The sequence below is a fragment of the Wujia sp. genome, assembly GCF_056872695.1.
The window spans coordinates 182,974-197,321 of record NZ_DBMFCD010000004.1 but is presented as its reverse complement, the minus strand read 5'-3'; the positions used below and the strand labels follow the sequence as shown (position 1 = coordinate 197,321).

12 protein-coding genes are annotated in these 14,348 nt (G+C 42.7%); 11 read left to right on the top strand and 1 reads right to left on the bottom strand.

The genetic code is table 11. From position 1 onward, the window contains the following. Nucleotides 1-116: 116 nt before the first annotated feature. The 11 genes from ACZQK9_RS05965 to rfbA all read left to right on the top strand — a co-directional run bounded on the left by ACZQK9_RS05965 (nt 117) and on the right by rfbA (nt 12,893). The gene (locus ACZQK9_RS05965; protein WP_483269966.1) at nt 117-380 is read left to right on the top strand and encodes a type II toxin-antitoxin system prevent-host-death family antitoxin; all 264 of its coding nucleotides are present in this window, start codon (nt 117-119) and stop codon (nt 378-380) included. Next, a complete protein-coding gene (locus tag ACZQK9_RS05960; protein ID WP_483269965.1) occupies nt 373-675 on the top strand; it encodes a type II toxin-antitoxin system RelE/ParE family toxin in 303 nt (100 codons plus the stop codon). The genes ACZQK9_RS05965 and ACZQK9_RS05960 overlap by 8 nt, the downstream gene beginning before the upstream one ends. A 157-nt stretch (nt 676-832) precedes the next feature. Further along, nucleotides 833-2,611 (top strand): diguanylate cyclase domain-containing protein, encoded by a 1,779-nt coding sequence (locus tag ACZQK9_RS05955; protein ID WP_483269964.1) that lies wholly within the window; start codon nt 833-835, stop codon nt 2,609-2,611. A 50-nt stretch (nt 2,612-2,661) separates the two neighbouring features. Continuing rightward, nucleotides 2,662-3,144 (top strand): Cys-tRNA(Pro) deacylase, encoded by a 483-nt coding sequence (ybaK, locus tag ACZQK9_RS05950; RefSeq protein WP_483269963.1) that lies wholly within the window; start codon nt 2,662-2,664, stop codon nt 3,142-3,144. Nucleotides 3,145-3,843: 699 nt separating this feature from the next. Then, entirely contained in the window at nt 3,844-5,592 is a 1,749-nt protein-coding gene (gene aspS / locus ACZQK9_RS05945) for an aspartate--tRNA ligase (protein ID WP_117781542.1), read from the top strand. 287 nt (nt 5,593-5,879) lie between these two features. Continuing rightward, nucleotides 5,880-6,167, top strand: coding sequence for an Asp-tRNA(Asn)/Glu-tRNA(Gln) amidotransferase subunit GatC (gene gatC / locus ACZQK9_RS05940; RefSeq protein WP_177982154.1), 288 nt, complete (start codon nt 5,880-5,882; stop codon nt 6,165-6,167). A 14-nt stretch (nt 6,168-6,181) separates the two neighbouring features. Further along, nucleotides 6,182-7,675 (top strand): Asp-tRNA(Asn)/Glu-tRNA(Gln) amidotransferase subunit GatA, encoded by a 1,494-nt coding sequence (gene gatA, locus ACZQK9_RS05935; protein ID WP_483269962.1) that lies wholly within the window; start codon nt 6,182-6,184, stop codon nt 7,673-7,675. Continuing rightward, nucleotides 7,675-9,111, top strand: a complete 1,437-nt coding sequence (gatB, locus tag ACZQK9_RS05930; RefSeq protein ID WP_483269961.1) for an Asp-tRNA(Asn)/Glu-tRNA(Gln) amidotransferase subunit GatB — start codon at nt 7,675-7,677, stop codon at nt 9,109-9,111. The genes gatA and gatB overlap by 1 nt, the downstream gene beginning before the upstream one ends. Nucleotides 9,112-9,492: 381 nt before the next feature. Next, entirely contained in the window at nt 9,493-10,674 is a 1,182-nt protein-coding gene (locus tag ACZQK9_RS05925) for a MerR family transcriptional regulator (protein WP_178017441.1), read from the top strand. A 96-nt stretch (nt 10,675-10,770) separates the two neighbouring features. Beyond that, nucleotides 10,771-11,856, top strand: coding sequence for a dTDP-glucose 4,6-dehydratase (rfbB, locus tag ACZQK9_RS05920; RefSeq protein WP_178017440.1), 1,086 nt, complete (start codon nt 10,771-10,773; stop codon nt 11,854-11,856). Between the two features lie 167 nt (nt 11,857-12,023). Continuing rightward, nucleotides 12,024-12,893 (top strand): glucose-1-phosphate thymidylyltransferase RfbA, encoded by an 870-nt coding sequence (gene rfbA / locus ACZQK9_RS05915; protein ID WP_178017439.1) that lies wholly within the window; start codon nt 12,024-12,026, stop codon nt 12,891-12,893. A 73-nt stretch (nt 12,894-12,966) separates the two neighbouring features. Here the strand turns inward: rfbA and ACZQK9_RS05910 are convergent, their stop codons facing one another. Next, on the bottom strand, nt 12,967-14,193 hold the full coding sequence (locus tag ACZQK9_RS05910; RefSeq protein WP_483269960.1) for a UTP--glucose-1-phosphate uridylyltransferase: 1,227 nt from the start codon (nt 14,191-14,193) through the stop codon (nt 12,967-12,969). Nucleotides 14,194-14,348 lie beyond the last annotated feature (155 nt).

Here is a 14,348-nt window from a genome sequence, read left to right as displayed (position 1 = left end):
GAGAGAGGTTTTCTCTTTTTTAGTATACGATTAAAAATTTCACTTTACGGATATTTTAATTTACATTGCAGCATAATAATGCTACAATGGTGACACAAGAAAGAGAGGTGTATACAATGCCGACAATTATTCCTATTAGAGATTTGAGAAATACCAGTGAGATATCTGAATTAGCTCATAATCAACAAGAGCCAATTTTTGTAACCAAAAATGGATATAGCGATTTGGTTGTAATGAGTGCAGAATTATATGAGCGGTTTGCGCAAATTAATAGAATCGATCAGGCTATTTTTGAGGCGGAAAAGGAAGTTGAAGAAGGTGCAGAACCAATATCAATGAATCGTGCGATCGAAAGGTTAAATCAGAAATACTATGGATAAATATGACGTTATGTTATATCCTAAAGCATTTCGTGACATAGATGATATCTACGCATATATTGCACTTGAAAAAATGTCACCTGAAAATGCGAAGGGACAAACAGATAGAATATGGGATGCATTAAGAACATTGGAACAAATACCTGAGGCGCATCAAGATCGTTTGGTTGGAAGGTATGCCGGAAAGGGTTATAAGCAGTTGCTTATTGATAACTATGTTGTAGTGTTTAAGATAGACAAGGATTCAAAGAAGGTTTTTGTTGTGACAGTTCAATATCAAGGAAGAAATATATAATTGGACGATAAAGATAGAAAGAATGCAGAAATTATGAACAATGTGACGAAGTCGGAAGAAATCATTGGATTGTCAAATGGAAAAAAATACGATAAAATATAGGACAATTTATTTAATCGAACGAGACTGAATGCGGATTGAGGAGACACACAAAATAATGAGATTTCTTCAGAAACAATATAATAAAAAATGGTTGTTGCCGTTGCTGACTTTTGTAGTCGGATGTTTGATTTTGACAGCATTTATACATCATTCTTATGATACAAACCGAAAACAGGTGCGGATGATTACGGAGCTGAATGCAAGCACCTATGCGGAACGACTGCGCGACGATATGAACCGCGGGGTTGCTATTGCCGATACACTGAAAGCGATCATAATCAGCGGGAATGGGACAATTGACAATTTTGAAAAGGTATCTGAGAATCTGATGTCAGATTTTGTTCAAAGCATACAAATTGCACCGGATGGGGTTGTCACAGAGATTTACCCAGCGGAAGGAAATGAGGCAGGAAAGATAGACCTGCTTCATGATGAAAGTCGTGGAGAAATCTGCCGCTATGGAAGAGATAACAACTGTGTAACGATGCAGGGACCTTTTGATTTAAAGCAGGGAGGCTGTGGAATTGCAGTTCGCAACCCTGTCTATCTTGAGGCGGCGGATGGGAATCCTGTATTCTGGGGATTTACCATTGTGATCATCCGGGTTCCGGAAATTTTTGAAGAGTCGGTGCAGGCTCTTACGGATTTTGGGTATGATTACTGTCTGACTAAGATGGTTACTCCACTTTCGGAAGAACGCGAGATAATATCCTTTTCGAAGGAGAATCTGACAGATCCGGTTACATATACGTTTGAATTCGGAGATTGTACATTTTATCTGGCGGTTACGCCAAAAGAGGGATGGAAGCAAGGGCGGAAGATACTTCCCAATCTGTTTCTTGGCTTTTTTATTGTATTATTTTTGACGGGATTGATGATTGTCATTCTTGTAATCGAATTCCATCGGGAGGTATTAAAGAAGATAGCAATCACGGATCCACTAACCGGACTTTTGAACCGGGATGGGTTTGATGAACAAATCAAAAGTGCAATACAGGATAACCCGGATGTGCATTGCGTGGGAATTCAGACAGACATTGATGACTTCAAATTTATCAATGATATGTATGGACACGAAGCAGGTGATACCGCGCTTCGGATACTTGCGCAGAGTATGCGGAATGCTTTTGAAAAGGATGCGATTCTATGCAGAAATGGTGGCGATGAATTCTCGGCGGTTCTGATAGGAATGACGGAGGCAGAAGCGAAGGAAAAGATCGAGAAATTCACCTTGCAGCCTAGATATATCACACAGAATGGAGAGAAACGTCCATTTTATATTTCGCTTGGGTATGCAGAATATCCGAAGTATTGTGATGATGTATCGGAATTAATCCGCTGTGCGGATATGGCACTTTATGCGGTGAAATTACACGGAAAGCATAGTTGCTGCGCGTATGAGGGTAACTACAAAGTGCAGAATAGAAGCCAGTTGGGATTTGCACTTCAGGATGTGTCAAGGAATCTGCCGGGGGCATTTCTGATATACATTGCAGATAAAACGAATGACCGCATCTTATTTGCGAATCAGGAGTTGATAGAATTTGCAGGATGTAAGGACTACGAAGAGTTTCTTGCATATACGGATCAGCGATTCCGGAATCTGATTCATCCGGAGGAACAGGATGCGGTTGAGACGAGCATCTGGAAGCAGATTGATTCGGAGAAAAGTGGAAACAATGACTATGTCAAATTCCGCTTCGCGAAAAAAGACGGAACGTATCGTCCTGTATTCGATCATGGAAGAATCGTAAAGAACCGATATTATGGAAATGTATTTTATGTGTTGATTATGGATTGTGCTCTGATTGATTCATATTATGACAAAATGTGATTGGCAGTGCCCATACATCTCAATAAGCAAAATAGAAAAGAGGCAACAACATGGGTAAAAAAGAAGAGAAAACAAATGTGATGCGTCTGCTCGATCAGGCGAAAATCGAATACAAACATTACTGCTATGCAGGCACGGATGCGGTCGGCGGCATGGAGGTTGTCGAGGTACTGCACCAGGATCCGGATCAGGCATTTAAGACACTGGTCACAGTCGGCAAATCCGGCGAACACTATGTGTTTGTGATTCCGGTCAATCAGGAGCTTGATTTGAAGAAAGCGGCAGAGGCTGCCGGTGAAAAATCCATCGCGATGATCAAGTCCAAGGAATTGCTACCGTTAACCGGCTATATTCATGGCGGATGTTCGCCACTTGGAATGAAGAAGCAGTTCCGCACGTTCTTCCATCAGACCGCCAATGATTTTGGGACAATTATGTTCTCGGCAGGAAAGATCGGCTATCAGGTGGAGGTGAGTCCGGAAGCACTCCGGAAGATCCTGAAATACGAGACCTGTGATCTGGTAAAGGAATAAAAAAATTGTATAAATCCCTTTACATTTGCCGATAATTAGCTTATAATCGAGACAATTATAGGGAAAAAGCGTTGAAGGAGACTACCGACAACAGGACATGACAGGGAATATGGTCACCGACTGAGAGCCATAACATGACACCATGCCAGGTGGAACACTACCGGAGCTGATAGGCTGAAGCCTACGTGGATTTTCAAATTCTAAGAGGTCTAGGTTTATCCGGAGCATTCACGTTACGAATGAAGAGAGGAATCCGTCTTATATATATTTATTACAGATGGTTTCAATGCGGGTGGTACCGCGGATGTAACATATGTACATTCGTCCCGAGGTCAAAGCACATTTGACTTCGGGATTTTTTAATGCAAGGGAATGTTAAATGCAAAATATGTTACAAAGTGTATAGCATATATATTCTGGTATAAATTCATGGAATATAGATATGTTTGGAACTTTAGAAGAACTTAATGTTCTTTGAGAGAGCCAGCCATGTTTGAACACGATGTTCAAACAAGTCGCCACTGAGCCATGGATGGCGAATTGGCGACGGTGGCGTTCGAAATGAGGGAATTGGATTTAGAACATTTAGTTCTTCTTAGTTCCAATACATCCTATATGGAATGAATTTATATTAGAATATATATGAGAAAGAGTAAAACATATTTTGCATTACAGTAGCAAGTAAAAGGAGATAGGAAAATGCAGGCAAACATTTACAGAGACATGACAATGGCGCAGGTATCAGAAGACCTTGTCGGAAAAGAAATCAGACTGGCAGGATGGGTAGAGAACATCCGTGACCACGGTGGTGTATCCTTCGTGGATTTACGTGACATGTATGGTGTAATGCAGGTTGTTATGCGAGATACAACGTTGCTCGATGGAATTACCAAGGAACAGTGCATCTCCGTAGCAGGACTGGTACAGCATCGTGATGAGGAGACATACAATCCGAAGATTCCAACCGGAACGATCGAGCTGGAAGCACATGAGGTAGATATCTTAGGAAAGGTGTACAAGCAGCTTCCGTTCGAGGTGACAACCTCCAAGGAAGTCCGTGAGGATGTCCGCCTGAAATATCGTTACTTAGACCTTCGTAACCGCAAGGTAAAGGAGAACATGATCTTCCGTTCCAACGTAATTTCATTCCTGCGTCAGAAGATGACAGAGATGGGATTCATGGAGATTCAGACACCAATCCTTTGCGCATCTTCCCCGGAGGGTGCACGTGATTATATCGTGCCATCCAGAAGATACAAGGGTAAGTTCTATGCACTTCCACAGGCACCACAGCAGTACAAGCAGCTTTTGATGGTGTCCGGATTTGATAAATATTTCCAGATTGCACCTTGTTTTCGAGATGAGGATGCAAGAGCCGACCGTTCCCCAGGTGAGTTCTATCAGCTCGACTTCGAGATGAGTTTTGCAACCCAGGAAGACGTATTCAAGGTTGGCGAGGAAGTGCTTACCGCAGCATTTAAGAAATTCGCTCCGAAGGGATACACCGTTACAGAAGCACCATACCCAATCATCAGCTACAAGGAAGCAATGCTGAAATATGGTACAGATAAGCCGGATCTTCGCAATCCGCTTGAGATCATCGATGTGACAGAGTTCTTCCAGAGATGTACATTTGCACCATTCCATGGCAAGACCGTTCGTGCGATTGCAGTACAGAAGAAGCTTTCCAAGGGACAGCATGAGAAGATGCTGAAGTTCGCGCAGTCTATCGGTATGGGCGGACTCGGATATCTCGAAGTATTGGAAGATGGTTCTTACAAGGGCCCAATCGACAAGTTTATTCCGGATGATATGAAGCAGGAGCTCAAAGATCTCGCAGGTTTGAAGGAACTTGATACGATTTTCTTCATCGCCGATACAGAGAAGCAGGCAGCTCTCTTTGCAGGACAGATTCGTACCGAGCTTGGTAACCGCCTTGACTTGCTTGAGAAGAATGCATATCGTTTCTGCTACATTAACGACTTCCCGATGTTTGAGTACAATGTGGAAGAGAAGAAGATTGGATTTACACACAACCCATTCTCTATGCCACAGGGCGGCTTAGAGGCATTAAATGAGAAAGATCCATTGGAGATTCTTGCATACCAGTACGATATCGTATGTAATGGCGTGGAGCTTTCATCCGGTGCCGTTCGTAATCATGACATGCAGATTATGGAGAAGGCATTTGAGATTGCAGGCTATGATAAGAGTGTTCTGGAGGAGAAGTTTGGAGCACTTTACAATGCATTCCAGTTTGGAGCACCACCACATGCAGGTATGGCTCCGGGTGTCGATCGTATGATCATGTTGCTTCGTAACGAGGAGAATATCCGAGAGGTTATTCCATTCCCTATGAGTGGAACCGCACAGGATCTCATGTGTGGCGCACCAAACGAAGTCACAGAGCAGCAGCTGCGTGAAGTTCATATCAAAGTACGCCAGTAGCAATGAAGGTTGATTTTCGCATGAAATGCTTGCGATAATAAAATATGTGTTTGCGGATAACGATACTTAGATATGTATAAGGAGTTGGAAATGATTTATAAGTCTAAAGCAGACCGTTGAAGCACGCCGACACTTAATGAGTGCGGAGCACGAATTTAGTACCGTTGCGTGCTGAACCGAGCGGAAGCGCGTCTGCGTAGACTTATGAATCATGACAACTCTTACGAGATAATTGCTTATCCGCAAACCAGAATATGTAGATTCGCAAGCATAACAGGAGGGAAAATATGACAATTACAGACGAAACAATTGATTATGTAGGTATTCTGGCAAAGCTCGAGCTTTCCGATGAGGAAAAAGAGCAGGCGAAGCAGGATATGTCGAATATGCTGGAATACGTCAGCAAATTAAATGAGCTCGATACCGATTCCGTGGAACCGATGAGCCATGCGTTTCCGGTCAGCAACGTATTCCGTGAGGATGTTGTGACAAATTCGGATGACAGAGACAATCTTCTGGCAAATGCACCAGAGCAAAAAGATGGCTGTTATAAAGTGCCGAAGACATTTGACTAAGGAGGGCGGTATAGATGAGTAAAGATTTAATGAAATTAACCGCCGTTGAACTCGGCAAGAAAATTAAAGACAAAGAAGTGACCGTCGTAGAGGCAACGAAGGCGTGTCTGGAGCGAATCAAAGCATTGGACGAGACATATAACTGTTTCGTCACTGTGGATGAGGCAGGCGCACTGGCACAGGCGAAAGCAATTCAGGCAAAGATTGACAGTGGAGCGCTTACCGGACCGCTGGCAGGTGTTCCGGTTGCCATCAAGGATAACATGTGTATCAATGGCATGCTTACAAGCTGTTCTTCCAAGATTCTGAGTAATTTCGTTCCGACGTATACAGCAACTGCCGTTGAAAAACTGCAGGAGGCAGGCGCGGTTATCATCGGAAAGACAAACATGGATGAGTTCGCCATGGGAAGTACAACCGAGACTTCTTACTATGGTGTGACAAGAAATCCGTGGGATACAGACAAGGTACCGGGCGGTTCTTCCGGTGGTTCGGCAGCAGCCGTTGCTGCAGAGGAAATTCCATATGCACTTGGTTCCGATACAGGTGGAAGTATCCGTCAGCCAGCCGCATTTTGCGGTGTGACAGGTATCAAGCCGACATACGGAAGAGTGTCCCGTTATGGTTTGATCGCGTATGGTTCCTCGCTTGATCAGATTGGACCACTCGCCAAGGATGTAACAGACTGTGCAACAATCCTCGAAGCCATCTGTAAGCATGATGACAAGGATTCCACTTCCTATGCACAGGCGGAGGATGATTTCACATCTGCATTAGTGGACGATGTAAAGGGCATGAAGATCGGTATTCCAAGAGATTATTTCGCAGAGGGTATCGACGAGGATGTCAAGACTGCTGTGCTTGCAGCTGCAAAGAAGCTTGAAGAAAAGGGCGCGATCGTGGAAGAGTTCGACCTTGGTATGGTAGAATATGCGATTCCTGCGTATTATATCATTGCATCTGCGGAGGCATCTTCAAACTTAGAGCGTTTCGATGGTGTGAAATATGGTTACCGTACCGCAGAGTACCGCGACCTTCACAATATGTATAAGAAGACACGTTCCGAAGGCTTTGGTGCAGAGGTAAAGCGTCGTATCATGCTTGGTTCTTTCGTCCTTAGCTCCGGTTATTACGATGCATATTATGTAAAGGCACTGAAGACAAAGGCGCTGATCAAGAAAGCCTTTGACGATGCATTTGCAAAATACGATGTGATCTTAGGACCGGTTGCACCAACGACGGCATTGAAGATGGGCGAATCTTTAAGTGATCCGATCAAGATGTATCTGGGAGATATTTATACAGTATCTGTAAATCTTGCCGGTCTGCCGGGTATTTCCCTTCCATGCGGACAGGATAAGGATGGTATGCCGGTTGGCATGCAGCTGCTCGGACAGACATTTGACGAGAAATCAATCATCCGCGCAGCGTATGCATTTGAATGTACAAAGACTTATAAGCGTCCGGATGCTCTTGGCACCGTGGAAGCAGAAAGGGGGCTTATCTAATGAGTAAAACATATGAGACAGTCATCGGCCTGGAGGTTCACGTAGAGCTTGCCACGAAGACGAAGATTTTCTGTGGATGTTCGACTGCATTTGGCGGTGCACCGAATACACATACCTGTCCGGTTTGTACCGGTATGCCGGGATCCCTTCCGGTGCTCAATAAGGCGGTAGTTGAGAAAGCAGTTGCGGTTGGTCTTGCAACGAACTGTACAATCACACAGAACTGTAAGTTTGACCGTAAGAATTATTTCTATCCGGATAACCCGCAGAACTACCAGATTTCGCAGCTTTATTATCCGATCTGCCGGAATGGTAAGGTAGAGATCGAGGTTGACGGGAATAAGAAATATGTCCGTATTCATGAGATTCATATGGAGGAGGATGCAGGTAAGCTGGTACATGATCCGTATACAGACAGCTCGCTGGTTGATTACAATCGTTCGGGCGTGCCTCTGATTGAGATTGTATCCGAGCCGGATATGCGTTCCGCAGAGGAAGTCATTGCTTATCTTGAGAAATTAAGACTGATTATCCAGTACCTTGGTGCTTCGGATTGCAAGCTGAACGAAGGGTCCATGCGTGCCGATGTCAACCTGTCTGTCCGTGAAGTCGGTGCAGAGAAGTTCGGTACAAGAACCGAGATGAAGAACCTGAACTCCTTCAAGGCGATTGCGAGAGCCATCGAGAACGAGAAGGAGCGTCAGATCGATCTGATTGAATCCGGTGAGAAGGTCATCCAGGAGACAAGAAGATGGGATGATACAAAGGAATATTCCTATGCGATGCGTTCGAAAGAAGATGCACAGGATTACCGTTACTTCCCGGATCCGGATCTGGTTCCGGTTATGATCAGCGATGAATGGATGGAAGAGATTCGCAGCCGTCAGCCGGAGTTGCGCGACGAGAAGCGCATCCGTTACAAGGAAGAGTATGATATTCCGGATTATGATATTGACATTCTGACGAACTCCAAGAAGCTGGCTGATATCTTCGAGGAGGCGATTGCACTTGGTGCAGCACCAAAGAAGGTATCGAACTGGCTGATGGTTGAGACGATGCGTCTGATGAAGGAAGCATCCATCGATGCCGATGACTTAAAATTCTCAGCGAAGAACCTTGCAGCTATCATCAAGATGGTCGATGACAAAGTCATCAATGGTACCGTTGCGAAGGAAGTGTTCGAGAAGGTATTTGCAGAGGATATCGATCCGGAAGTTTATGTGGAGGAACACGGCTTGAAGACCGTCAATGATGAGGGCGCACTTCGTACTGTCATCTTAGAGGTAATCGAGAAGAATCCGAAGTCTGTTGCGGATTTCAAAGGCGGTAAGGAGAAAGCAATCGGTGCACTTGTCGGACAGACGATGAAGGCAATGCAGGGGAAGGCGGATCCATCCGAGGTTAACCGTATTCTGCGCGAAGAATTAAGTAAATAATTTTGGCTTGCGAGTTGCTTTACGGACGAACTCCAGGCTGTAAAAAAGTCCACCTCCAAAAATTCACGTTACAATTTTTGTGAGGTGGACTTTTTACATCCCGGAGTTCTGGTAAAGGAAAAACGGAATGTAAAAATATTTTGAAAATATTCTTCACTTAAAACAGTTCGCCTTGTGTAATACAAAAAATTATAATAAAATCAGAGTATAAAGGTAAGCACAACGGAGAAGTAATATCTATATTTGAATAGATATTATTAATTTATTCAGTATGTAAGGAACACGCCGGGATGAAAAATCAAATTCATAAAAATTGTAACGTGAATTTTTTGAATTTGATTTTTCACCCGTCAGTGTTCCGTGGTTTGAAGGAAAAACACTATGAAAAAAGAAGGATATTACTCGACAGGCGAGTTTATGAAACAAGCGAATATTACGAAGAAAACCATCCGCTACTACGACGAGAAGGATATCCTGAAACCATCCTTTGTCAGCGATTCCGGCGCGCGTTACTACACGGAGAAGGATCTCGCGAAGCTCCAGCAGATTCTTCTGTTAAAGTATCTTGGATTCTCGCTCAGTGATATCAAAGAGATGCAGGTGGACGATGCGGACAAGCATTTTATCGTCAACTCTCTGAATATCCAGCAGAAGCTGGTGGAAGACCGCATTGAGCAACTGCAACTGGTGTCGAGTACAATCCGGGAGGCAACGGATGATTTGCAGGCTGACCGGGAAGTGGATTGGTCGAAGCTTTTTGAATTGATACAGGTAACGGATCTGGAGAGCATACTGAAGAAGCAGTATAAAGATGCTTCCAATATCATGGCGCGGATCAACCTGCACAGGCAGTATTCGGTAAATAAACAGGGATGGTTTCCATGGATTTATGAGCAAATGCAGATAAAAGCAGGGCAGAAGATTCTGGAGCTTGGCTGCGGCGCAGGTGATATCTGGGTGGAAAATGCAGAAAGACTGCCAGCGGATGTTTCTATTACGGTCACAGATATTTCTGATGGCATGCTGCGCGATGCGAGACGCGAAATCAGCAGGGAGGATGCGGTATTTTCTTATACAATTTGTGGGTGTGAAGAGATTCCGTTTGCGGATGCATCGTTTGATTTGGTGATTGCCAATCATGTATTATTTTATTGTGAAGATATTGAAAAGGCGTGTCGGGAAATCAGACGGGTGTTAAAGCCTGGAGGTAAACTGGTGGCGGGAACTTATGGGGCAGCACATATGAAAGAAATCAGTCAGTTAGTGTCGGAGTTTGATAATCGTATTATACTGGCTGCGGAAAATCTGTATGACCGGTTTGGAAAGGAAAATGGTAAAGAAATTTTGTCAGAGGTTTTTCACGATATTTCCTGGGAACAGTATGAGGATGCAATAGAAATTAATGATGCAGAACCGCTGATTTCGTATGTTTTGTCGTGTCATGGGAATCAGAATCAGTATATTGCACATAAATATAAAGAGTTTCGGACTTTTATGAAGAAAAAAACAGCAGGTGGATTTCATATTACGAAGGATGCAGGAATATTTGTTGCAAAAAAATAAAAAAACACTTGACTATGCCCTAAGGGCACCTTGTATAATACATGTAGACGAAATTTTGAAGCAAAAATAAAAAAGAATTTTTAAGGAGGAAATAAGATGAGAACTTATTTAGTAACTGGTGGAGCCGGATTTATCGGTTCGAATTACATTCATTACATGTTTAAGAAGTATGATAACGAGATTCGTATTATCAATGTGGATGTACTCACGTATGCTGGAAATCTTGAGAATCTGAAAGATATTGAAAACCGTGAGAATTATACATTTGTAAAGGCAGATATCTGTGACAAGGAAGCAATTTCTAAGATTTTTGCAGAAAATGATATCGACCGTGTCGTACATTTTGCAGCAGAGTCACATGTAGACAGAAGCATCAAGCACCCAGAAGTATTTGTACAGACGAATGTACTTGGTACAGCTGTTATGCTGAACTGTGCAAAGGCTGCATGGGAGCTTCCGGATGGATCATTCAAGGAAGGAAAGAAGTTCCTGCATGTATCTACGGATGAAGTATATGGATCTCTTCCGGATGATGAGAATGCATTTTTCTATGAGACATCTCCATATGAGCCACATAGCCCATACTCTGCAAGCAAGGCAAGCTCAGATATGCTGGTAAAGGCTTATATGGATACTTACAAGTTCCCGGCCAATATCACAAACTGCAGTAACAACTATGGACCTTACCAGTTCCCGGAGAAGCTGATTCCTTTGATTATCAATAATGCATTGCAAGGCAAGAAGCTTCCTGTTTATGGTGATGGTAAAAATGTGCGTGACTGGTTGTTCGTTGAAGATCATGCCAAGGCAATTGACATGGTTCAGGAACAGGGACGTCTGTTCGAGACTTACAATGTTGGTGGACATAACGAGAAGCAGAATATTGAGATTATCAATATTATTATTGACACTTTGCAGGAGATGCTTCCGGCAGGTGATCCGAGACGTGCACTTGTTTCCAAAGATTTGATCACTTATGTGGAAGATCGTAAGGGACATGACAGAAGATACGCCATCGCACCAGATAAGATCAAGGCAGAGATAGGCTGGTATCCGGAGACAGATTTTGCAACTGGTATTAAGAAGACAATCGCTTGGTTCTTCGAACACGAGGATTGGATGAAGAATGTAACGAGTGGCGACTACCAGAAATATTACGAGGACATGTACGCAAATAAATAAGATGTGCGAAATCATCTATAATGCCGGTGCGAGCTTGTTCGTAAATCGGCAATTATAGATGATTTCATACGGCGCATAATGCGACCGACTCGGCGCGAAGCGGAGAGGAGGTACGGCTTATGTGCGTACGTCGTATATAGGGATATGATTCATGAAAGGAGATTTCTATGAAGGGTATTATTTTAGCCGGGGGATCCGGAACAAGATTATATCCGCTTACAAAAGCGGTATCCAAGCAGATTATGCCGGTGTATGACAAACCGATGATCTATTATCCATTGTCAACACTGATGTTAGCAGGCATCCGGGAAGTATTGATTATTTCTACACCTCGTGATCTTCCTGTATTTGAAGAACTTTTTGGTACAGGTGAGCAGTTGGGTATGAATTTTTCTTATGCAGTGCAGGAGAGTCCGAGAGGACTTGCCGATGCATTTATAATCGGGGAGAAATTTATCGGTGATGATAATGTGGCTCTTGTGCTGGGAGATAACATCTTCTATGGACAGAGCTTCTCAAAGGTTTTAAAGAGTGCAGCATCAAGAGAAAAGGGTGCAACAATATTCGGATATTATGTAAAAGATCCGAGAGAATATGGCGTTGTTGAGTTTGATGAGAATGGTAAGGCACTTTCTATTGAAGAAAAACCAGAACATCCAAAGTCAAATTACGCAGTTCCGGGGTTATATTTTTATGATAACGATGTCGTTGAGATTGCAAAGAATGTTAAGCCATCTGCAAGAGGGGAAATCGAGATAACAAGTGTCAATAATGAGTATCTCAAAAGAGGAGACCTTATGGTTGAGACGCTTGGCAGGGGATTTGCATGGCTGGATACAGGAAATCATGATATGCTTTTGGATGCAGCTGATTTTGTTGCAGCGTTCCAGAAGAGACAGGGCATGTATATCTCTTGTATTGAAGAGATTGCATATCGCCGGGGATTTATTGATAAAGCGCAGTTGCTTAAGCTTGCAGAACCTTTGATGAAGACTGCATATGGACAATATCTGGTTGATGTTGCAAACGGTTTATGATGCATAAAATTATTTATTAAAAAAATGGAAGCATTTCATATTCGAAATGCTTCCATTTTTATAGCTGTATAAATTAAAGTGTATAGCCGTTTTTTTCTAGAAGAACACGCGCGGTATCCACAGAATCGACGCCTTCCTTATTTTTTACAGGTGCAAATTCTTTTTCACGTTCAACCTCGAAGATCAGACAGTCGTCCATTTTGTGAATCAGATCCAGCGCCAGTGTCTCATATTTATAGGCGTTTGGCTCATCAGGAATAATCAGAACTCCATTTTTATCAATGTGAGGTACTTTTTTCTTAACTACATGCAAAGGCATTGCCTGATCCAGAGTTTCCTTTAAGCGATGGATTGGAAAAAGATAATTTAAAATTGCACCAAATCCATAGGCAAGACTTCCATCCGGAAGTCGTTTATTTAACATTTCCTCGTTCATTTCATAATATTCGATGATATGAGGTTTTCCATTTTCCTTGCACATAACACCGACTTTTTCTTCCGGAAAGGCTTTTCGTACAACTTTTGCACCACTCATTTTGCCGCTTGCAATCGTGGCACCAAGAAATACCGGATCAGCAATGCGTTGGAGTACGTTGTCAACGGAGAATACATTGATCCATTCCAGATTAGATTCGAAGATTGTGTCTAGCAGGCCTGCTTTATGCATGGAAGAAAACCAGCCACCGTTACCGTTTGGAGATAAAGCTAACTCGTATTTCGACTTTAACAGAATTTTTCCATCTAAATCTGTGGCAGGATTCAATTCCTGCACAAAGAAGTGAACATATTCCGCACGATAACCGAAGTAGTTGTGCGCCTCAAAGAAATTAACAGTATCCTTGTAATTGATATTGCTTGTCATAATGTAGAGTGGAATCCACGCATGCGCTGCATGAACGACCTCCAGTGTGTGGGCAATCAAAAGCTCAAAAATATATAATTTTTTGTGGATACCAATATTAAAGCAACCCTTTGGTTTATCGAATCCCAGACGTGTTCCTTGTCCGCCAGCAAGCAGTAACAGGCAAAGCTTTCCCTCTCGAATAGCATCCAGACCAATCGCTTGAAATGTATCCCTTTGTGCTATGATCTGCTGTATATGTAATGCGTCGATTTCTTCGATTTCAGTATCGGAAGAAGGGTGGTCTTTGTTCTGGAATGCCTGCTGAAAATCCCAATCGATCGCATCGATTTGTGACAGTAAGATATGTTTTTCTTCATCATTCAGCTGGTCGTAAAAATCGAGTATATGAGACTGTTTTTTCCCCGCCAACAGATTCTTTCGTTCCTCAAAATTCATGAAAATAAAATAATTCCTTCCCTATATAAATAGTCAAAATTTAATTTAGTATAGCATAGGTATCTGGGGTTTACAATAATTAAAATATGAAAGTTTTTTGAAATCTCATCAAAACACATAAAAGAATATTGTAATTTTTTCAAGAATCATGTATG

Coding starts and splice junctions, on each gene's coding strand:
- ybaK (WP_483269963.1), top strand. CDS start 2,662: ATGGGTAAAAAAGAAGAGAAAACAAATGTGATGCGTCTGCTCGATCAG.
- aspS (WP_117781542.1), top strand. CDS start 3,844: ATGCAGGCAAACATTTACAGAGACATGACAATGGCGCAGGTATCAGAA.
- rfbB (WP_178017440.1), top strand. CDS start 10,771: ATGAGAACTTATTTAGTAACTGGTGGAGCCGGATTTATCGGTTCGAAT.
- ACZQK9_RS05965 (WP_483269966.1), top strand. CDS start 117: ATGCCGACAATTATTCCTATTAGAGATTTGAGAAATACCAGTGAGATA.
- gatB (WP_483269961.1), top strand. CDS start 7,675: ATGAGTAAAACATATGAGACAGTCATCGGCCTGGAGGTTCACGTAGAG.
- ACZQK9_RS05960 (WP_483269965.1), top strand. CDS start 373: ATGGATAAATATGACGTTATGTTATATCCTAAAGCATTTCGTGACATA.
- gatC (WP_177982154.1), top strand. CDS start 5,880: ATGACAATTACAGACGAAACAATTGATTATGTAGGTATTCTGGCAAAG.
- ACZQK9_RS05910 (WP_483269960.1), bottom strand. CDS start 14,193: ATGAATTTTGAGGAACGAAAGAATCTGTTGGCGGGGAAAAAACAGTCT.
- ACZQK9_RS05955 (WP_483269964.1), top strand. CDS start 833: ATGAGATTTCTTCAGAAACAATATAATAAAAAATGGTTGTTGCCGTTG.
- ACZQK9_RS05925 (WP_178017441.1), top strand. CDS start 9,493: ATGAAAAAAGAAGGATATTACTCGACAGGCGAGTTTATGAAACAAGCG.
- rfbA (WP_178017439.1), top strand. CDS start 12,024: ATGAAGGGTATTATTTTAGCCGGGGGATCCGGAACAAGATTATATCCG.
- gatA (WP_483269962.1), top strand. CDS start 6,182: ATGAGTAAAGATTTAATGAAATTAACCGCCGTTGAACTCGGCAAGAAA.